This window comes from Ruegeria sp. SCP10, from assembly GCF_040329495.1.
Taxonomy (GTDB): domain Bacteria; phylum Pseudomonadota; class Alphaproteobacteria; order Rhodobacterales; family Rhodobacteraceae; genus Ruegeria.
Genome location: NZ_JBDZYF010000003.1, coordinates 179,853 through 200,516, shown reverse-complemented (window position 1 = coordinate 200,516; position 20,664 = coordinate 179,853). Strand labels below are relative to the sequence as shown.

Annotated in this window: 19 protein-coding genes and 1 pseudogene; 16 read left to right on the top strand and 4 right to left on the bottom strand. The window is 57.2% G+C overall.

Features of this window, described 5'->3' with window-relative positions:
- The first annotated feature begins 39 nt into the window (after positions 1-39).
- From ABLN87_RS10035 to ABLN87_RS09975, 13 genes are all read left to right on the top strand, one after another.
- Positions 40-1,059, top strand: a complete 1,020-nt coding sequence (locus ABLN87_RS10035) for a TRAP transporter substrate-binding protein (RefSeq protein ID WP_353009676.1) — start codon at positions 40-42, stop codon at positions 1,057-1,059.
- A 58-nt stretch (positions 1,060-1,117) separates the two neighbouring features.
- Entirely contained in the window at positions 1,118-1,624 is a 507-nt protein-coding gene (locus ABLN87_RS10030) for a TRAP transporter small permease (protein ID WP_353009673.1), read from the top strand.
- Positions 1,621-2,973 carry a TRAP transporter large permease gene (locus ABLN87_RS10025; protein ID WP_353009670.1) on the top strand — a complete coding sequence of 451 codons (1,353 nt, stop codon included), beginning with the start codon at positions 1,621-1,623 and terminating at the stop codon, positions 2,971-2,973. Before ABLN87_RS10030 ends, ABLN87_RS10025 begins: the two co-directional genes overlap by 4 nt.
- Positions 2,973-4,160 carry a cytochrome P450 gene (locus tag ABLN87_RS10020; RefSeq protein ID WP_353009667.1) on the top strand — a complete coding sequence of 396 codons (1,188 nt, stop codon included), beginning with the start codon at positions 2,973-2,975 and terminating at the stop codon, positions 4,158-4,160. Before ABLN87_RS10025 ends, ABLN87_RS10020 begins: the two co-directional genes overlap by 1 nt.
- A 118-nt stretch (positions 4,161-4,278) precedes the next feature.
- Positions 4,279-6,309 (top strand): phenylacetic acid degradation bifunctional protein PaaZ, encoded by a 2,031-nt coding sequence (gene paaZ, locus ABLN87_RS10015; protein ID WP_353009664.1) that lies wholly within the window; start codon positions 4,279-4,281, stop codon positions 6,307-6,309.
- A 133-nt stretch (positions 6,310-6,442) separates the two neighbouring features.
- Complete coding sequence (locus ABLN87_RS10010; RefSeq protein WP_353009661.1) at positions 6,443-7,174, top strand: PaaX family transcriptional regulator C-terminal domain-containing protein; 732 nt, start codon at positions 6,443-6,445, stop codon at positions 7,172-7,174.
- A gap of 171 nt (positions 7,175-7,345) precedes the next feature.
- Positions 7,346-8,548, top strand: coding sequence for a 3-oxoadipyl-CoA thiolase (gene pcaF / locus ABLN87_RS10005; protein ID WP_353009659.1), 1,203 nt, complete (start codon positions 7,346-7,348; stop codon positions 8,546-8,548).
- A 68-nt stretch (positions 8,549-8,616) separates the two neighbouring features.
- Positions 8,617-9,594, top strand: a complete 978-nt coding sequence (gene paaA / locus ABLN87_RS10000) for a 1,2-phenylacetyl-CoA epoxidase subunit PaaA (RefSeq protein ID WP_353009656.1) — start codon at positions 8,617-8,619, stop codon at positions 9,592-9,594.
- Between the two features lie 23 nt (positions 9,595-9,617).
- The gene (gene paaB, locus ABLN87_RS09995; RefSeq protein WP_353009653.1) at positions 9,618-9,902 is read left to right on the top strand and encodes a 1,2-phenylacetyl-CoA epoxidase subunit PaaB; all 285 of its coding nucleotides are present in this window, start codon (positions 9,618-9,620) and stop codon (positions 9,900-9,902) included.
- Complete coding sequence (paaC, locus tag ABLN87_RS09990) at positions 9,902-10,660, top strand: 1,2-phenylacetyl-CoA epoxidase subunit PaaC (protein WP_353009650.1); 759 nt, start codon at positions 9,902-9,904, stop codon at positions 10,658-10,660. Before paaB ends, paaC begins: the two co-directional genes overlap by 1 nt.
- Before the next feature lie 6 nt (positions 10,661-10,666).
- Positions 10,667-11,128: a 1,2-phenylacetyl-CoA epoxidase subunit PaaD gene (gene paaD, locus ABLN87_RS09985; RefSeq protein WP_353009648.1), complete on the top strand. Its 462-nt coding sequence runs from the start codon at positions 10,667-10,669 to the stop codon at positions 11,126-11,128.
- A gap of 13 nt (positions 11,129-11,141) precedes the next feature.
- A complete protein-coding gene (locus tag ABLN87_RS09980) occupies positions 11,142-12,215 on the top strand; it encodes a 2Fe-2S iron-sulfur cluster-binding protein (RefSeq protein ID WP_353009646.1) in 1,074 nt (357 codons plus the stop codon).
- A 13-nt stretch (positions 12,216-12,228) separates the two neighbouring features.
- The gene (locus tag ABLN87_RS09975; protein WP_353009643.1) at positions 12,229-12,990 is read left to right on the top strand and encodes a Phenylacetic acid catabolic protein; all 762 of its coding nucleotides are present in this window, start codon (positions 12,229-12,231) and stop codon (positions 12,988-12,990) included.
- Between the two features lie 19 nt (positions 12,991-13,009).
- Here ABLN87_RS09975 and ABLN87_RS09970 read toward each other — a convergent pair whose 3' ends face one another.
- On the bottom strand, positions 13,010-13,498 hold the full coding sequence (locus ABLN87_RS09970) for a MarR family winged helix-turn-helix transcriptional regulator (protein WP_353009641.1): 489 nt from the start codon (positions 13,496-13,498) through the stop codon (positions 13,010-13,012).
- Between the two features lie 137 nt (positions 13,499-13,635).
- On the opposite strand from ABLN87_RS09970, the gene ABLN87_RS09965 reads away from it, so the two are divergent.
- Genes ABLN87_RS09965 through ABLN87_RS09955 form a run of 3 tightly spaced genes read left to right on the top strand, consistent with a single transcriptional unit; the run spans position 13,636 to position 16,413 of the window.
- Positions 13,636-14,586 carry an MBL fold metallo-hydrolase gene (locus ABLN87_RS09965; protein WP_353009638.1) on the top strand — a complete coding sequence of 317 codons (951 nt, stop codon included), beginning with the start codon at positions 13,636-13,638 and terminating at the stop codon, positions 14,584-14,586.
- A gap of 6 nt (positions 14,587-14,592) precedes the next feature.
- Positions 14,593-16,209 carry an FAD-dependent oxidoreductase gene (locus tag ABLN87_RS09960; RefSeq protein ID WP_353009636.1) on the top strand — a complete coding sequence of 539 codons (1,617 nt, stop codon included), beginning with the start codon at positions 14,593-14,595 and terminating at the stop codon, positions 16,207-16,209.
- A gap of 3 nt (positions 16,210-16,212) precedes the next feature.
- Positions 16,213-16,413 carry a DUF2783 domain-containing protein gene (locus tag ABLN87_RS09955; protein ID WP_353009633.1) on the top strand — a complete coding sequence of 67 codons (201 nt, stop codon included), beginning with the start codon at positions 16,213-16,215 and terminating at the stop codon, positions 16,411-16,413.
- Between the two features lie 165 nt (positions 16,414-16,578).
- Here ABLN87_RS09955 and ABLN87_RS09950 read toward each other — a convergent pair whose 3' ends face one another.
- The 3 genes and pseudogenes from ABLN87_RS09950 to ABLN87_RS09940 form a co-directional block, all read right to left on the bottom strand.
- On the bottom strand, positions 16,579-19,530 hold the full coding sequence (locus ABLN87_RS09950; RefSeq protein WP_353009630.1) for an NAD(P)-dependent oxidoreductase: 2,952 nt from the start codon (positions 19,528-19,530) through the stop codon (positions 16,579-16,581).
- A gap of 219 nt (positions 19,531-19,749) precedes the next feature.
- Positions 19,750-19,968 (bottom strand): annotated as a pseudogene (locus ABLN87_RS09945) (helix-turn-helix transcriptional regulator); the annotation flags it as partial.
- An 80-nt stretch (positions 19,969-20,048) separates the two neighbouring features.
- On the bottom strand, positions 20,049-20,495 hold the full coding sequence (locus ABLN87_RS09940) for a helix-turn-helix transcriptional regulator (RefSeq protein WP_353010250.1): 447 nt from the start codon (positions 20,493-20,495) through the stop codon (positions 20,049-20,051).
- Between the last annotated feature and the right edge of the window lie 169 nt (positions 20,496-20,664).

Sequence of the window (20,664 nt, the reverse complement as noted above, 5' to 3'; positions counted from 1 at the left end):
GCGCATTCTGAATGCATGTTTCAAAGGGAGGCACTGAACATGAAACTCACCAAGTTAAGCACCTTGCTGGCGTCGGCCGCTTTGGCCGTTTCAGGCACCGTGGCACTGGCGGCAGATTATACGCTGACGATTTCCAGCTGGGCGCCGCCGACCCACGGCATCAACGCCAAGATGTGGCCAAAATTCGTTGAGATGGTTGAAGAGGCCACGGATGGCCAGGTCACAGCGGAACTGAAGCTGGGCATTGCGCCCCCACCCGCCCAGATGGACCTGATCATGGACGGGGCGGCGGATGCCTCGATCATCTTCCACGGCTATCAGCCCGGTCGCTTTGTCACCACCAAAATGATCGAACTGCCCGGCTATGAGGGCTCGGCCGAGGCCGCATCGGTTGCCTATTGGCGCGCCTATGACACGCACCTGAAAGCCGCAGACGAACATCGCGGCGTGAAAGTGATTGCCCTGCACACCCACGGACCGGCGCAGCTGCATTCCAGCAACCCGGTTACCTCGCTGGACGAGGTTTCGGGCCTTAAGGTTCGTATCCCGGGCGGTGTTGGCGGCGATGTCGGTGCAGCACTTGGCGCAACCGGCATCCAGGTGCCAGCCCCGAAAGTGTACGAGACACTCGCGTCAAAAGCGGCCGATGGCGTTGTGATGCCGTTTGAATCTCGCAAAGGCTTTAAGCTGACCGAAGTCGCGCAGAACGTCTATGAGGTTCCCGGTGGTCTGTACCGTGGATCCTTCGCGTTCATCATGAATGAAGACACGTTTGCTGATCTGCCTGCTGAGCTGCAGCAAGCGCTGGAAGAGCAGGTCTTTGGCGAACCGCTGAGCCGCGAAATTGGTAAAATCTGGGACGAAATTGATGCCATCGGGCGCGAAGCCACCGAAGGCACAGACGGCAACGCGATCAACACCGCATCTGCCGAAGACCTGGAGAAGTTCAACGCGATTGCCGTGGATGTCCGCGCCAAGGTCATTGATGAGGTCAATGGTGCAGGTGTCGACGCACAAGCCGCCTATGACCTGATCGTCAACGAAATGGCGTCGCAGTAACCAAGCCTGGCTGGCGGAATCAAGCCGCCGGCCACCCCCAAGCTTGCGGGAACTAAACATGCAATCCCTTGTGACCTTTGCGCGTCGCGTCAGCGTCGCCCCGACGATACTTGCCTGTCTGGCGTTGTTCGTGCTGATGGTGATGACGTTCTTTGACGTCGTGTTGCGATCAGTCTTTAATGCTCCGATTGAGGCGGCAACCGAACTGACGCGCATTCTGATGGCCATCCTCGTATTTTCGGTCCTGCCAATGGTGTCCGCAGGAAAGGGCCAGATTGCCGTTGATCTGACCGACGGGCTGTTTTCACGCTATCGGCTTAGCCGCGCCAGGGATGCGATTGTCTATCTGATCTCGGGCATCATGCTGTTCTGGCCGATTCAGCGAGTCTGGATCCTTGCTGAACGGGCAAGGGACTATGGAGATGTGACCGAGTACCTGTCGATCCCCGTTTTCTACATCGGCTGGTTCATCGCTGCATCCACTGCAGTCACTGCCGTTGCAATGATCACAACCGGGTTGCTGTACATCTTCGCGCCCCAAGTTCTGACGGAGAACCAGCAATGACTGCTGCGCTGATCGGTTTTGCCCTTGTTCTTGTTCTCGTACTTCTGCGCCTGCCAATCGTGTTTGCAATGGGTCTGGTCGGAACGCTCGGTTTTGCATACGAACGCGGAGGCAGCATCCTATCCGAACGCGGTTTGAAAGCGGCCATGTCGATGGTCGGTCGTCAGATCACCGACACGGCACAAGACTACGGCCTTTCGGTTATTCCGCTGTTCATCCTGATGGGGTTGTTCGTGAACAAAGGCGGTCTGGCGCGCGAACTTTACGCCGTATCAAATGCGTTTCTTGGCCACTTCAAAGGCGGCATCGCGATGGCTACGGTTGCGGCCTGTGGTGGGTTTTCCGCGATCTGCGGGTCGTCTTTGGCAACGGCCGCGACGATGTCGAAAGTCGCGATGCCGGAAATGCGCCGCTATCGGTACTCGGACGAGCTGTCGACTGCCTCAATCGCGGCAGGTGGCACGCTGGGTATCCTGATCCCACCCTCTGTGATCCTTGTGATCTATGGCCTGTTGACCGAAACATCTATCGGCAAACTGTTCGTCGCCGGGATCATCCCAGGTGTATTGGGCATCCTTTTATACCTGTTTGCAGTCCGCTGGACCGTCTGGCGCAAGCCAGAGTCGGGACCGGCCGGTGACAAGCATGGTTGGGGTGAGAGATTGAATGCCCTGCGCTCGGTCTGGGCCGTGTTACTGCTGTTCTTTCTGGTCATTGGCGGGCTCTATGGTGCCTTTGATTTTCACCCGCTGAACCTGACATTCAGCCCGACGGAAGCCGCTGGTATGGGGGCCATGGGCGCCTTTCTGATAGCCCTGTCGCGCGGCGGGCTGAGCCTGAGTTCTACATTTGAAGTTCTGAAAGAAACCACGTTTACCGCTGCGGCCTTGTTTTCGGTCCTGATCGGGGCGCAGATATTTTCGAACTTCATCAACCTCGCCGGTTTGCCCGAAGCATTGATCGCATTGGTCACCGCATATGATGTAGAACCCTTTGTTGTGATCCTGATGATCCTAGGCATCTACATCATCTTGGGCTGCGTGTTTGAATCGCTGTCGATGCTCCTGCTGACCGTGCCGATCTTTTTCCCGCTTGTAACATCGCTGGGCTATGACCCGATCTGGTTTGGCATCGTGGTTGTTGTCGTGACCGAGATCAGCCTGATTACACCGCCAGTTGGCCTGAACGTGTTTATCCTGAAAGGCGTGGTCGGAGATGTCTCGACCGGTACGATCTTCAAGGGTGTAACGCCATTCTGGATCGCCGATATCTTCCGTCTGGCCCTTATCGTTCTGGTGCCGTGGCTTGTACTGGTTCTGCCCGAGCATATGGGGGCGATGGGTCACTGATGTTTTTGCTAACCGCGCTTCCTGACGGGTATCACGAGAACCCCTATCCAGCCTATGCCGCATTGCGCGAGGACATGCCGGTTTGCCCTCAACCTGACGGCTCAGTGATCCTGTCGCGGTACGAGGATCTGGATCTGGTCTATCGAGATACAACGCGGTTCATCTCGGACAAGAAGGCGGTGTTTGGCCCGAAATATGGGGTCGACAGCCCCCTATACGAACACCACACCACCAGCCTGGTGTTCAATGACCCGCCCTTGCATACCCGTGTCCGCAGGGTAATGGTCGGGGCGATGAACCCACGTGCTTTGGCGCAGATGGAGCCGGGATTGATCGAGCTCGTCGATGCTCTGCTGGATCAGATGCAGGCCAAGGGCAGCGTCGAGCTAATCCAGGATTTCGCCGGAGCAATCCCGGTTGAGTTTATTGGCAACCTGCTGGGCATTCCCCGATCCGAACGCGGACCGTTGCGCGATTGGTCTCTGGCCATCCTTGGTGCGCTCGAGCCCCAATTGACTCCCGAACAGGAAGAGCGGGGCAATCGTGCGGTCACCGAGTTCAAAGAGTTCCTGCACCATATCGTGAACGACCGAAGACGCAATCCCGGCAACCTGGACACGGATGTTTTGACGAGGTTGATGCAGGACGACGCGGAAGGTGGCCTGACCGAGATTGAGCTGTATCAGAACTGCATTTTCATCCTGAACGCAGGGCACGAAACCACGACAAACCTGATCGGCAACGCGCTGGAGCTGCTGCACCGACACCCGGATAAACGGTCCGAGTTGCTGACCTCTCCTGACCTCATCACCAAGGCTGTGGATGAGTTCCTTCGCCTTGAAAGCCCAAACCAGTTTGGTAACCGCCTGACGACCGAAGAGGTCACGTTTCATGGACACTCCATTCCGGCGGGGACTGATATTCATCTATGTATCGGGGCCGCCAACCGGGACCCAAGACAGTTTGACCGGCCTGATGACATGCAGCTGGACCGCAGGCCCAATAAACATCATGCGTTTGCCGGTGGTCCACATACCTGCGTCGGCCTGACCCTTGCCCGGATGGAAGGTAAGATCGCGGTAAGCCGGTTTTTGAACCGTTTTCCAAACTATCAGATCACAGACGGCGCAATACGCGGCGGGCGTATCCGTTTTCGCGGCTTCGCCCAATTACCGGCAGAGGTTTGAATTGACGAGAACAACAAATAGGTAGCCGTTAAACATTGACCGACCATACGGTTAATAATATGCTTGTCTTCATCGCGCGCAAGCCCGCGCAGATCATCTCAGGACTGAGGAGTGGCTCATGACAATCCAGCAGATTTCAAGTTTCGCGGCGGGCGAATGGATTGCGCCGGGCGGCGGAGCCCGCACCATTGCCAGCGCCGTGACGGGCGAGGTGATCGCGACCGCCGGCAACAACAGCTTGGATGTGCAGGGCATGCTGGACTATGCCCGCAACGTTGGCGGGCCTGCGCTGCGTAAGCTGACTTTTCACGAACGCGCCAAGATGCTCAAGGCGCTGTCTCTGCATCTGGGGCAGCATAAGCAGGCCATGTATGACCTCTCGTTTAATACGGGCGCCACGCAATCAGATCACCTGATCGATATCGATGGCGGGATAGGCACCATGTTCATCTTCGCATCAAAAGGCCGCCGCGAGATGCCGGACGGACACGTGTATCTGGACGGTGACGTCGAGCAGCTATCGCGTAACGGCACATTTTTGGGCCAGCACATCTGCACCCCACTGCAAGGCGTGGCGGTCCACATCAATGCGTTCAACTTTCCGGTTTGGGGCATGCTGGAAAAGCTCGCCCCGACTCTGCTGGCCGGTGTTCCGGCGATCGTCAAACCGGCGACGAATTCCTGCTATATCACCGAAATGTGCGTGCGGCTGATGCTGGATTCGGGCATTTTGCCAGCCGGGGCACTGCAGCTTGTTTCAGGCGGTCTGGGGGATATGCTGGATCGTCTGACCTTGCAGGATGTGGTCAGTTTTACCGGTTCGGCCGACACGGCACTAAAACTGCGCTCAAACCCTTTCATTCTTGAGAATTCGGTACGGTTTGTTGCCGAACAAGACAGCCTGAATTGTTCGGTTCTGGGCCCCGATGCTGAACCGGGAACGCCGGAATTTAACCTGTTCATCAAGGAAGTTCAGCGGGAGATGACCACAAAAGCGGGTCAGAAATGTACCGCAATCCGACGGATCATCGCGCCTGAACCACAGGTACAGGCGGTGATCGAAGCCCTTTCCGCGCGCCTGTCCAAAACGGTCATCGGCGACCCGAGACTTGAAACCACGCGCATGGGAGCCCTGGTCTCGAATGGTCAAAAACGGGATGTGCTAGAAAAAGCCGCGGTCATTGGGCAAGAGGCCGAGCGTGTGTTTGGCGATCCGGATGACTTTGCCGTTGACGGCGCAGATGCCGAAAAAGGGGCATTCCTGCCGCCGATGCTGTTCCATTGCGCCAATCCAGATGCGGCGACGCGCGTCCATGACACCGAGGCCTTCGGCCCGGTCAGCACCATAATGGGATACCGAGATACCGATCACGCGATTGAGCTGGCGAATAAGGGACAGGGCTCGTTGGTTGCATCGGTCATCACCCATGACACGGATGTCGCTTGCAAATTCGCCATGGGCGCGGGGGCCTATCACGGGCGGCTTTACTTCAACAACCGCGACTCGATGAAAGAATCCACCGGCCATGGCTCACCCCTGCCCCATATGGTTCATGGCGGCCCCGGTCGCGCAGGTGGCGGAGAGGAAATGGGTGGCGTGCGGGGCGTGAAACACTATATGCAGCGCACGGCCATTCAGGGGTCTCCGGACATCCTGGCCGCGATCGGGTCCAAATGGGTTCCGGGCGCAACCGAAATCAAAGGCCCCGCCCACCCCTTTACCCGACGCTACAACGATCTTGAAATCGGCGAGACACTCGTCACGGCGCCGCGCGTTGTAACGATGGATAATATCGAACACTTCGCCGGATTCACGGGCGATACGTTCTATGCGCACATGAATCAGGCCGCGGCGGAGAGGAACCCGTTCTTCCCCGGTCGCGTCGCGCACGGATACCTGCTGTTGTCCTTCGCCGCCGGGTTGTTTGTCGAACCGAACGAGGGCCCTGTCCTGGCCAATACTGGCCTTGATGGGTTGCGCTTTATGAAACCGGTTGTGCCGGGGGACACCATCAAGGTGCGCCTGACTGTAAAGTCGAAGACGAAACGCAATGATCAGTATGGCGAGATACGCTGGCACGTCACGCTGACCCAGCAGGATGATGAACTTGTCGCTGAATACGAACTGCTGACCATGGTGGCCTACTAAAGGCTTCGGGCCGGATGGCAATTCAATCTGGCCCGCCTATACTGCGGTCATGAAAGACGCGCCCAACGACTGGTTTGACTCCTGTGTCAGTCGACTGACATCCACCGACTCCCTGCGGGTGTGGTCAGTTTTGGTGACGATTTTTGGCGATCTTGCGCAAAACAAATCGGACCAGATCAGCGGCTCACTTATTACGGCGTTGACGGGTCGCGTTGGCATCAAGGCTGAGGCAACAAGGGTTGCCTTGCATCGGTTGCGCAAAGACGGGTGGATCGAAAGCACCCGCATCGGGCGCGCAAGCACCCATCACCTCACGGACTATGGGCGCAATCAAAGTGCTGCAGCAGCACCGCGCATTTATGGACGTGAAGTCAGCATGCCGGATATCTGGCACGTGCTGATTGCAAACAACTCCGACACATCCCGTAAAGAACTGGCTGACCTATTGTTGACCGGGGATTATGTGTCACTCAACCCGGCAACAGCTATGGCGCCGGGGCCGATGCCGGATGATCTGGAGGATTTGCTGGGCTATGAGACCAGCGCCATTTCTGTTCCTGACTGGTTGCAAGACCTGTTCGGGCCGCAGCCGTTGAAAACCGCATATGCTGATTTCCTAGAATCTGTTCGTATCGTCGATGGCCTTCTACCTAGAACCGGTGCGGATGATCCGATGGAAACCGCGATGTTACGCGTTCTCATCGTACACAATTGGCGCCGCATCGTATTGCGCCACCCGGTGTTGCCAGCAGATTTCCTTCCCGCCGATTGGAAAGGGCCTGAATGCCGAGCGGCCGTTTCTGATCTTCTGGACCGGTTGCCCCGGCCAAAGCTCTCTGCGCTGGAAGCTGAATTGAGCAGCTAAGCTGGATCACGGCCAACTCGTGCCAAGCATCGGTGGTGACGATTCGATATGTTACCGATATTTCCGCAACCGCTATTTTTTGGTAACATAATACTTGCCTCGAATCGGTAGAAACCCTATAAACCGACCATACGGTCTATGAATAACGTGAACACCTAGGAGACTTCACGGATGGATGCATTCATTTGCGATGCGACGCGCACTCCGATCGGGCGATATGGAGGTGCGTTGTCCTCGATCCGCACGGATGATCTGGCGGCCATTCCGCTGGCCGCTTTGAAAGAGCGGAACCCGCAAGTGGACTGGTCCAGCGTGGATGACGTCATCTATGGGGATGCCAATCAGGCAGGTGAAAGCAACCGGAACGTGGCGCGGATGGCTGCCTTGTTGGCCGGATTGCCGGTTGAGGTACCAGGAACCACAGTGAACCGTCTGTGCGCCAGCGGGATGGATGCGGTTGGGATGGTGGCTCGCGGGATCAAGGCAGGAGACTATGACCTGGCAATCGCGGGCGGGGTCGAAAGCATGTCCCGCGCGCCTTTTGTGATGCCCAAAGCGACATCCGCGTTCACGCGCAGCAATGCGGTTTATGACACAACGATTGGCTGGCGCTTTGTGAACCCCAAGATGCAGCAGGCCTATGGCATTGATTCAATGCCACAAACCGCTGATAACGTGGCCGCAGACTACGGTATCAGCCGCGCGGATCAGGACAGTTTCGCCGCGCGCAGTCAGGCCCGGTGGGCCGCCGCACACAAAGCAGGTCTATTCGCGGATGAGATCACCCCGGTCTCGGTTCCACAGCGCAAAGGCGATCCGGTTGTGATCGACACCGATGAACACCCGCGCCCGGGCACAACGGCAGAAAAACTGTCGGGCCTTAAAGGGGTGAATGCACCAGACAATACAGTTACGGCGGGCAATGCATCGGGCGTCAACGACGGCGCGGCAGCGATACTGATGGCGAATGAAGGGGCGGCCGCAAAGAATGGCCTCACTCCGATCGCGCGCATTGTGGGCATGTCCGTTGCCGGGGTTGAACCGCGCATCATGGGGATTGGCCCAGTACCGGCCAGTCGCAAAGTGCTGGCCCGGGCCGGGCTCACCATCGAACAGATGGATGTGATAGAGTTGAACGAGGCCTTTGCCTCTCAGGGATTGGCAACGCTCAGAGAGTTGGGCCTGCCCGACGACGCAGCGCATGTGAACCCAAATGGAGGCGCAATTGCCTTGGGCCACCCGCTTGGCATGTCCGGCGCGCGATTGGTGCTAACGGCTGCGTATCAACTGCGCCGGACAGGCGGTCGTTACGCGCTATGCACTATGTGCGTGGGCGTCGGACAGGGTGCCGCTTTGATTTTGGAACGGGTTTGACGGGCAGATCACAGAACGAGCCGTGCCGACCGGTTCAAGTCTGGGTCAACCCGAACGGAGGAGGCAAGATGTACGCACAAATGGTTAGATCCGAGGCCACAAATGATGACCCCGAAAAGCTTGCGGAATTTCAGGCAAAGATCGACGCGGACATCAAGATCGAGCCGAAGGATTGGATGCCGCAAGGCTATCGCAAAACGCTGATCCGCCAGATCGGTCAGCACGCCCACTCTGAGATCGTTGGACAACTGCCCGAAGGCAACTGGATCACGCGCGCGCCCACATTGGAGCGCAAGGCAATCCTGCTGGCAAAGGTTCAGGACGAGGCCGGGCACGGGCTGTACCTGTATTGCGCGGCAGAAACACTGGGCGTCAGCCGGGACGAGTTGACCGAAATGCTGCTGGACGGCCGCATGAAATACTCATCGATCTTCAACTATCCCACGCTGAACTGGGCCGATATCGGCGCGGTAGGCTGGCTGGTTGATGGTGCCGCGATCATGAACCAGGTGCCGCTGCAGCGCACGTCTTATGGCCCCTATTCGCGGGCCATGATCCGGATCTGCAAGGAAGAAAGCTTCCACCAGCGTCAGGGCTATGATGCCATTCGCAAGATGGCCGAAGGCACGCCCGAACAGAAGAAAATGGCACAAGATGCCCTGAACCGATTTTGGTACCCGTCGCTGATGATGTTCGGGCCATCGGATAAGGATTCGGTGCATTCGACCCAATCGATGGCCTGGAAGATCAAGATGAACACCAATGACGAGCTGCGTCAGAAATTCGTCGATCAGACCGTGCCGCAGGCCGAATTCCTAGGCCTGACCATCCCCGATCCAAACCTGAAATGGAACGAAGAACGCGGCCACTACGATTTCTCGGAACCCGACTGGTCCGAGTTCTTCGACGTCATCAAAGGCAACGGGCCTTGCAACACAGATCGTCTGGCCGCGCGGAACAAAGCCTGGGACGACGGGCAATGGGTGCGGGACGGCCTACTGGCCCACGCAAAAAAGAAACGCGCCCGTCAAGTGGCGGCTGAATAGACCTGACCTGAGGAGGAAACCCGATGAAAAACGAATGGCCCCTTTGGGAAGTCTTTATCCGCGGTCAGCACGGTATGAGCCACCGTCATGTCGGCTCGCTGCACGCGGCTGACGCTGAAATGGCGATCAAGAACGCACGCGATGTCTATACGCGCCGCAACGAAGGCGTGTCGATCTGGGTGGTCGAAGCGAACAACATTTCGGCCTCATCCCCCAGTGACAAGGGCCCGCTATATGAGCCCAGCGAAAGCAAGGTCTACCGTCACCCGACATTCTTCGACATTCCCAATGAAGTGGGGGCGATGTAATGAGCCGCGACGAAGCCTTCCTGCAATTTCTGTTGAGAATGGGGGACAATACCCTGATCCTCGGCCATCGCGTCAGCGAGTGGTGCGGCCATGCGCCGGTTTTGGAAGAAGATATCGCGCTGGCCAACACGGCGCTGGATCTGATCGGCCAAACCCAGATGTGGCTGGGGCTTGCGGGCGAAGTGGAGGGCGGCAAAAGCGCGGATGACTTGGCGTTCCTGCGCGACGTTTGGGATTTTCGCAACGTTCTGCTGGTCGAGGTTCCAAACGAAGACTTTGGCCGGACGTTGATGCGCCAATTCCTGTTTGATGCATGGCATTCGATCATGCTGGGGCGCCTGATCAAATCGTCAGACGACCGTGTCGCGGCCATTGCGACCAAGGCCAGCAAAGAGGTCGCCTATCACCTGGAACGCTCAAGCGACACAGTTGTTGGGTTGGGCGACGGAACGGCGGAAAGCCATGACCGGATGCAGGCGGCGCTGGACTATCTGTGGCCTTATGTGGGTGAGATGTTCGCCAGCGATGAGGTGGACTCCGAGATGGTGGCAGCGGGTATCGCGCCCAACCCTGCCCATCTGCGCGCCGAATATGACACATTGGTCCAACGTGTTCTGGCGGATGCGACGCTGACCATCCCCGACAGCACATTTGCGCACAAGGGCGGGCGTACCGGGCAGATGCATACCGAGCACCTGGGGCACCTTCTGACTCAGATGCAATGGCTGCAACGCGCCTACCCCGGCGCCAGGTGGTAAACCGATATGAACCGGGTGCCAACGGACCAGATTTGGGAATGGCTGGATGCTGTTCCTGACCCTGAAATCCCTGTGATTTCAGTGGTCGATCTTGGGATCGTGCGCGATGTGCACTGGGATGCGGGCACACTGACTGTGACGGTTACCCCAACCTATTCCGGTTGCCCTGCGACCTCAGTCATCAGCATGGACATCGAAACGGCGCTACGGGATCACGGGATCAAGGATCTGAGGATCGAAACCACCATCGCACCCGCCTGGACCACCGATTGGCTGAGTGACAAGGGCCGCGCCCGGCTGGAAGAATACGGGATCGCCCCGCCGCAACCGGCGGGCGGACCCGAGCGTTGCCCGCATTGCGGCAGCAAGGCAGTTGAAAAAGTCAGCCAGTTTGGCTCGACCCCGTGCAAGGCGCATTGGCGTTGCACCGACTGTCTCGAACCCTTCGATTATTTCAAGTGCATCTGAGGAGAAGCACGCGATGGCACGTTTTCACGACCTGAAGGTCACCGATATCCACAAAACAATCCGCGATGCGGTGGTTGTAACGCTCGAACCGATGAACGGCGCAGTGAAGGAGTTCGACTTTATCGCCGGTCAGTACCTGACATTCCGTCGTGATTTTGAGGGTGAAGAACTGCGTCGATCCTACTCAATCTGCGCAGGGAAAGACGATGGCATTTTGCAGGTTGGCATCAAGCGTGTCGATGGCGGTGCGTTCTCAAACTGGGCCAACGCCGAGCTGAGTGTCGGTGACATTGTGCAGGCCATGCCGCCCATGGGCAGCTTCCATGCTCCGATCAATGAAAATGCTGAAAAGCAGTATCTCGGCTTTGCCGGTGGGTCTGGCGTGACACCGGTTTTGTCGATCCTCAAAACCACCCTCGCCCGCGAACCCCAATCGCAGTTTACGCTGATCTATGCCAACAAAGGCATCAATACGATCATGTTCCGCGAGGAATTGGAGGACCTCAAGAACCTCTATATGGGCCGTTTGAATGTGATCCATATTCTGGAAACGGATTCTCAGGAAATCGACCTCTTCACCGGGTTGGTGACACAGGAAAAATGCGCGGACCTGTTCAAGCACTGGGTCGACATCGAAAACGTCGATACCGCATTTATCTGTGGGCCAGAACCGATGATGCTGGGCATTGCCGCTGCCCTGCGCGATCACGGGTTGGATGACAGCCAGATCAAGTTCGAGTTGTTCGCCAGCGCGCAGCCCGGTCGTGCAAAGCGCAAGGCAAGCGCGGCGGATGCCAGCCGGACGGACAATCAGACCAGTGCGTCCATTACTCTGGACGGCTCGACCCAGACTCTGACCATTCCCAAGGACATGTCTTTGCTTGATGCCGCCCTGGAAAACGCGATGGATGCCCCTTACGCCTGCAAGGCCGGTGTGTGTTCGACCTGTCGTTGCAAGGTGCTGGAAGGTGAGGTTGAGATGCTCGCCAACCATGCGCTTGAGGATTACGAGGTTGCGAAGGGCTACGTGCTTAGCTGTCAGGCCTATCCGCTGACAGACCGCGTGGTCGTGGATTACGATCAGTAGCGAGGAACCCGATATGAACGACGCCATGACCCTCGACACCTATCTTGCCTCGGGCGGTGTGCTGACCAACCTGTCAAACGTTCCGCCACGCTATCGCGCGGAACTGTTGAAACTGATGGCAACATTTGTCGACAGCGAGCTGGCAGGGGCAGCAGGTTTTGCAGATGTGATCAACCTTGGACCGGGTATCAAGGAACGCATCGCCGCGTCAAAAATCGTGCTTGAAAAAACGGATCATGCAGACCGCGTTTTGAACATCATGGGCGAGTTCGGCGTCGATACGGACCGTTATGCCAACCATCATCCCTGGACGGCGCGGCTGAACCGGGATGCTGATATCGGGGCCACCCGGTCCGAACATGACATGCGTCTGGCCGTGTTCAACTATCCGTTTTCGGGCTGGTCGGACGCAGTGATCATGAACCTGCTCATGAGCGGTGCTGTGGCCGAACAACTGGCCGAATACTCAACAATTTCATATCAGCCGCTCGCCGAAGCTTTCCGCGCAATTGCTCCTATCGAAGCGCATCATGGTGAATTGGCGAAGGAGGGGGCGATCAAACTGATCGAACAAGGCGAGGCTGAGCTTATGCAAGCCTCAGTCACCTATTGGTGGCCTCGCGTTGCTGGCTCATTCGGTGGTGACGATGATAAGCGGTTCGCGCTTCTGAAATCACTTGGGCTGCGGCGGAACACAAGTGCTTCGTTGCGTGACCGTTGGCACAAGACGATGGCTGAGACCCTGAAAACGCTGGGAATGTCGGCACCTTCCTAAAAAAACTGGAGGCTTGGCTTCAGCTCTCAACACCGTCCAGATCCATGGCCGAGCGCGGCTTGGCCAGCGGGTCCTTGTCCAGCACATGATGCATGCGCTCCATGACTGTGTAGAATGTTGCCAAATCTTCGGGGCTTGCAACCGCAAGCAAACGGTCTTCGATCTCTCGGGCGGCGGGCAATATCTCGGCCAGCGCCTGGTGCCCGGCATCGGTCAGCGAAATCGAAACAAGCCGCGCATCAGTATCACCGGGCACCTTCGTGACCAGCCCGTCAGCCTCGAGTTTGGAAACCGCACGACTGACCCGTGGCTTTTCAAGGTTCACATAAGTTCGGATATCGCGGACCGATGCGGTTCCACAGCGCTGAAGATGCACCAGCACCCGCCATTCTGCAGCGGCCAGCCCATGCGTCCGGTCGTATTCGACCGACAAGCGGCGGCTGACCCGTTCGGACAGTATCGCAAGCCGGTATGGTAAGAAGGAAGACAGGTTAAATTTGTCTGGCATTTCGGCAAAATCCACGATCGTTGCATCTAAAACGATATTGACTTTTGCCTCATTTGCAAAGACAAACAACTCGTTGCAGATGAAACAAACTGTCGCTTCGCATGCAATCGGGCGGCCGTATCAGGGAGAAGCCGATCATGGCCAAAGCATTCGCAAGCCAAGGGGATATGTCTGAAAAGAATATCTCATTTACCGAGATCGGCGACGGACTTTATGCTTTCACTGCTGAGGGCGATCCGAACTCGGGTGTGATCATCGGTGACGACAGTGTCATGATCATAGAGGCCCAAGCCACCCCGCGCCTTGCGCAAAAGGTGATCGACTGCGTGCGCGGCGTTACCGACAAGCCAATCTCTCATGTGGTTCTGACCCATTATCATGCTGTACGTGTGTTGGGTGCGTCGGCCTTTGGCGCAGATCAGATCATCATGTCCGATGCGGCGCGCGCCATGGTGGTGGAGCGCGGGCAGGAAGACTGGGACAGCGAGTTTCAGCGTTTTCCACGCCTGTTTGAAGGGCATGAAAGCATCCCCGGATTGACCTGGCCTACAACAACCTTCAACGATCAGATGACCGTCTATCTGGGCAACCGCAAGGTTGTGATCAAGCAGATCGGGCGCGCGCATACGGCGGGTGATAGCATCATCTGGGTGCCCGATAGCCAAACGATGTTCACTGGTGACATCGTCGAATATCACTCGGCCTGCTACTGCGGTGATGGCCATTTCGAAGATTGGGGCGCAACACTGGATGCGGTCAAATCCTACGATCCGCAAAGCATCGCGCCCGGACGTGGGGACGCGCTTGTTGGGCGTCAGATGGTCGACGCGGCCTTGGCTAATACGCGTGATTTTGTGGATAGCACCTATAACGCTGTAAAACCCGTTGCCGCCAAGGGCGGCTCCCTCAAAGCCGCATGGGATGCAGTCCGCGCAGAATGTGATCCGAAGTTCAAAGACTACGCCATCTATGAACACTGCCTGCCCTTCAATGTCGCACGCGCCTATGACGAGGCCCGCGGCATCGACACACCCCGGATCTGGACCGCCCAGCGCGATCTGGACATGTGGGAGGCCCTGCAGGGGTAAGTCGGCATGGTTGCAGCACGATATCAAACGGCCTTTCAGCTTTATCCCTACGAAAGGGTCCCCGATCAGGATGCACCCAGACCCAGCCGCTTTCCGGTTGTGATCGTGGGTGGTGGTCCCGTTGGCATGGGGCTTGCACTGGATCTTGGTAAGAAAGGCGTTGGGTGCCTTGTGCTGGATGACCATGACGGCGTGGGCATGGGTAGCCGCGCGATTTGCTTTTCCAAACGCACATTGGAAATTTGCGACCGTTTAGGCTGCGGGGAACCCATGGTCGAGAAAGGCGTGGTCTGGAATCTGGGCCGGGTCTACCGTGACACGGAAGAGATTTACTCGTTCAACCTGTTGCCAGAAGAAGGCCACAAACGCCCGGCCTTCATCAACCTGCAACAACCCTATTTCGAACAATTCATCGTCGAGGAAATTCGCCGTCAGCAAGATTTGGGCGCACCGATTGAGATTCGCGGGCAGAACCAGCTCACAGCGCTGACACAAAACGAAGACTACACACTTTTGGATGTCGATACGCCAGACGGCCCCTATCAGATCGAAGCCGACTACCTTGTAGCCTGTGACGGCGCGAGCTCGCCCATGCGCGAGATGCTGGGGCTTGGTTTCGAAGGTCGCGTGTTCGAAGACAACTTCCTGATCGCGGATATCAAGATGAAGGCGGATTTCCCGGTCGAGCGTCGGTTCTGGTTCGATCCGCCGTTCAATCGCGGTGAAACCGCCCTGATGCACAAGCAGCCTGATAATGTCTGGAGACTTGATTTCCAGCTTGGATGGGACATTGATCGCAAGGCCGAACTGGACCCTGATAAGGTGGCCTCCCGCGTATCAGCGATGATCGGAGAAAACGTAGAGTTCGAGCCGGTATGGTCATCAATCTACACGTTCCGCTGCTGCACGATGAAAGAGTATCGCCATGGTCGGATATTCTTTGCAGGCGACAGCGCGCATCAGGTCAGCCCCTTTGGCGCCCGAGGTTGCAATGGCGGCATTCAGGATATCGACAATCTAGGCTGGAAACTGGCCGCAGTGATCCAAGGCCATGCGCCAGATGCGCTGCTCGACAGTTACCATACCGAACGCAAGCACGGCGCGTTGGAGAACATCAAAAATTCCAGCCGCAGCGCTGATTTTTTGACGCCTCGGAACCCTGCACATGCGCTGTTCCGCGATGCGGTGCTCGATCTGGTCACCGATTTTGATTTCGCGCGCCCTTTGGTGAATTCGGGTCGCCTGTCGGTGCCGTGCACCTATGATCTTTCGCCGCTAAATAGTGACGACGGGATGCCCGATGGGCCAGCTTGCACACGACCCGGCAGTCCACTACCTGATGCGCCTTTGGAAAACGGGTATCTGCTGGATCGTCTCAACACTGGTGCATTCTCGATTCTCGCTCTGAACTGCAATCTGCCTAAGCAGCTAGAAGTGGCTGAGCAGGCGCTGGATTGTTTTACGCTGCAGAACGTCACAGGCCATTTGGCTGAACGCTATTTGGGCGAGGCGCAATCAGCCGTTTTGTTAATCCGTCCCGATCAGCATGTGGCCGGTCGCTGGCCAAGCTTTGACCCAAAGGTCATCGAGGCGGCAATGTACACAGCCTGCGGAAGGACCTGAACCATGTCAGACCTGATCCTGACCCCAAACTTCGACAATGGCGACGATTTCTATGAGGCACTACTGAACGCCCATGATGGGCTAACCGAAACAGGGGTCCACGCGCTGAACGCCCGATTGATCCTGATCCTGGCCAATCACATTGGCGATCAGTCGATACTAGAGGCCGCATTGCTTGCGGCCCAAAAAGCCAACAGTGGATAGGTGCTGGACACATACTGCCCCATGTCCGGACGCGCAGAATGGCATTTCACCTGAAAGATCATCCTGCTCCAGGAAGCAAACCACCCACTGGATGGTTTGCTTGACACGTTTCAATAGATCCGCGGCTATTGCATTGCGCACAGCCTGTCGACTTTCCGAGCCAAATCAGTCGTAACCGCCGACCAGGCCCCAGGCGTCAAAGTCTCGGTGCAGCGTGTTCGACGCCAGCGTCAACGCTTCTCCGTGACGTTCGATCAATTCCGCCCGGCGGGCCGGGTCGCGGGTTGTTTCAATGGCGCCCCAGATCGCAGCCAGTGTTTCAGCCGCGTCGCGCAGACGGACCAACGTATCGGCATCTGCTGCTGCCGACGCAATCGCAGAGGCGGATACTTTGCCGACTCCGGCGACAGTATGTGCGCCGCCGCTGATATAACCCTCGGGGATATCACCTTTGCAGTTGATCACTTTGCGATAGCGAATAGCCGACAGGATCTGATCGACCGCTTGCTTGGCCCCTTCAACGCGTGAGGTATGCTCGGTATCCGCTGCCGCATGGGGGAGCAGCTCCAATCGCCCCGGATAGGCGTCGACCAGCGGACGGTAAGGCACCATTGGGCCAAACAGGCTGCCATCCTCTGCAATGAACAGATCAGCATCGATCGCGGCATAGGCCACTTTGCCCAAGGCCATCGCGTCATTCAGCGCGTCTGCATCGACAACCTCGCCACGGTCGTAGTTGACCAGAACCGCGCCATCATTCAGGGCATTCAGAACCGACGCGCCAACAAGCCCCGCATTGGCAAAGACACCATCCGCACCCTTGGCACCAAGGCCGGTATGAGGCGACAACACATCCGCGCCTGCGGCGGCCTCTTCCGGAGTTGCAGCGTAGATGAAACCTTCGCTTTCAATCCATTGGCGATGGCCCTCGCGGGCGTAGATGGCGACGGTCATTCCAAAGGCTTTGCCCAGCTTGGCCACTTCGCGGCCGATATTGCCGTAGCCGATCACGCCCAGTCTTTTGCCTTCCAGCTTTTCAGTCGGGTAATCGCGCAGGTGCTTGCCGGTGTCAAAGTCGCCGTCAACAACACGCTTGTGCATCTCATCAACCTTCAGATCAGGCAAAACACGCAGCAGAGCCTTCATCGCTGTCTGCGCCGTTGCGCGGCTGTTGAAGCTGGGGGTGTTCATCAGCGGGGCAGAACCGCCCACGCCGTCGCCGCCACCCCAGCAGGCACAGGCCATGTTGCCGGTTCCTGCACCAATACGCACGCCGCCTTCGGGAAAGGTTGCATTCTCGGGAAAGAAGGTCGCCGCCGCGATGACCGCGTCATACTGGTTGCCACAGCACGCCGCCGTCAGTTCCTCATGCGTGGACAGATCCGGCAGATAGAAGAAATGCTGGCCAGCAGGCAGATCGGACCCATCCCAGCCGCCATAAGTGAAGGTTGCGCCCTGTTCCTCGACATAGGCCTTGACCGCCGAAGCATCCGGTTGCCCATCGGCACCAAACTTCAGGCCGACCAGATCCGCGACCAGAATGCGATAGGCGCGGTTTGGGTCGTCCTGACGCAGGTCCGCCCCGCCTGTTGCCGAGGCGTCGAAAGTGGTCCCTTGCGCGGCCAACTCCTCTTCCAGCACCACGACTTTGGCACGGTGATAGGCGTAAGAGATGTTGTCCAGCAGACGCACGATATCCTCGGGCTCACGAATGCCACCGATCCAGGCGCGATAGTCACCAGGGGTACCAGGGAACGCGTTGACATAGCGAGCTGCATCCAGGCCCGGCTCATAATCGCCATTGGGATGCGTCAGCCCTTCGTAACCCAAGAGTTGCTTCGACCGCGCGATGATGCGCGCGTGAATGGCAGGATCGGTGATGCCCGGATCATTCACCGCCAGCAGGGTCACCGCCGCGCCCCGTTTCTGAGCATCGCTAACACCAGCAACCAGCAGATCCTGACCGGCCAGCCATGTATCGATCTGCGCCCGGTTGGCGGCCGAGCGCTGGTTCATCACGCCAACCGAGCCAAACATCTTTTCGACACGCAACAGGCCATAGGTCGTTTCAGCGAAAGCCAGCGACGAGAATGTATTGATTACTCCCCCGGTCATCTTGTCCGCCGTAGCATCATAGAACGGGCCAAGACCCACAGACTTTTTACCGGTCAGCGGCTTTTTGGCATCGGTCGGAACAACCAGCTTCAGCTGGCGCGCAATCGCCCAGGCCGGGTTCTTTTGGTTGTCTTCGATCAGCTGCATTGCTGCTGGGGTGAACGACGCCAGGAAGTAACCCGAAATCCCACCGATTGCTTTCTGGAACGGGGTGAAAATGTTGCATTTGGCCATGAAGGCCTCGACCACATCCTGCGGCCAGGGCATCCCGCCCAGCATCGACGTTGCATCAATCATCGCGTGGCGGTTTGCCGGGTCGCGGTCCAACCATTCCAGAAGCGAGGTGACTTCTTCAGTGGTGTAGGTCGTGGCCCCGGTGGTTTCGTGCCCAACGCCAACAAACAGGGTGATGCCCATGGCCTCCAACTCGTCCGCTGACGGGATCGTGCCTTCAGCGCCCGCGAAGACGACCTTGTCTTCGTGCCCATTGGCGGCAAACTGCTGCAATTCCAGGATCTGTGTGCCCCAGCTTTGGCGAAAGAACCCACCCTTGTTGGCTTCGCCCGATTCCGGGCGCGGCGTGTCGACGAAAAGTTTCTGACCGTCCAGATTCGGGTTCATCAAGTGCATGATGGCGACGGTAAAACCACTATGGCCGCCACCAAGGCCTACAGCCATCGGGTTTGATTTTGGGAAGCCAAAATACCGATGGATATGGAACATCATGTCCCGCAAGATTGCATCCGCTGGATAGCCACGATGCATCGAACGGCCGATCTCTGCGGTGGTGAACGGCCCCAGATCGTTGCCGTTGTCGTCAAGCTTGCGATAGGTGGATTCCAACCAACGGTCAAAGTCGAAACGGTTTTTACGCCCTTCAGCCTCATCCTGCATGACGTCCGTGATGGGCCCGACGCCAAAGAACGGGTTGATCGTCCGAGGCGGAGGTCCGCTCTGTGTCGCTTCGATGGAGATTTTGCGCTGCGCTTCAAGTTCGCTCATGGTCTATCTGTCTCGTTTCAACTTCATCCGATTTGCGCACATCGTACGCCGTTGTTCACTATGGGAAACATCAAATTGCGAAGTTTTAGCGCTGCCAAACGTCAAGTTCGTGCCAACCATGAATTTTGGGTAGGTATTAAGGAATGGGACGGAGCTTATGCATTGACAAAAACATAACATCTGCGAGCCTGAAGCCCATTTCGCGAAGCGGATCTTAGTTCAGCTAATCATTTCACTGTAAGGACAAACATAATCCTCAAACGGAACATGGCGCCGGCGGAATTGAGTATCGGGAACGACCGTAGGATCAGCAATCCGGTCCATCCTGAAGTGGCGAAGGTCTTTGCGCAACGGGTCCCAGCCCACCAGATACCACAATGGCTGTAGTATGAGCATTGCTTTGGGTTCGACTTCGCGCTGCGTTTTTTGACCTCTGGCGTCACAATAAACAAACCGAATGAACTGTCGCTGAAGAAACGCGGTTTCGACTGCAGGAAGAAGCTAAGACTTTGTTACTCTCACATCCGACAAGTCCGGCAACGGTGAAATCTGGCCAATATGGAGACAGTCCAAAACGTGCGTAGGTCTTTCACTTTTTCTGCCGGTAGCGCCTTTTCAATTTTCGCAAGACCCGCATCGGCAAGAGCGTAAAAGGGTAAGTTTCCAGCGGCACGTGTTGCTGCGACGCTGATTAACAACGCAATAATCTCGGACACCGATAGCTTTGCTGTTGTCTGCATAGAGCGTGGATCAAGCTGCAGCCACCCACCCCGCCCTACATCAGAGTAGATTATTTGGCCTTCATCCCGCAGAGCAGAGATATCGCGCATTACTGTTCGGCGCGAGGCTCCGACCTGTTTGGCAAGCGGGTCGACGGTAGATGTACCATTCCGACGAAGGTTTCGCACGATGGCGCCATGCCTCTCACCGCTCGCTGATCTTGATACCAAAGCGGGCTCTGGCATCTGGTCGATAGGACCGCGTGCACCATGAACTCTGGACAGACGACCACCAAAGAAATTCTGCGAAACCTTTTGATCCAAGTCTTTTGCAAACGCGATGGCTGACACATGTGACGTTCAACAATTCGCCACCCGTTCAGTACAGGAGCTGACAGATAGGCAGGGCCAACAG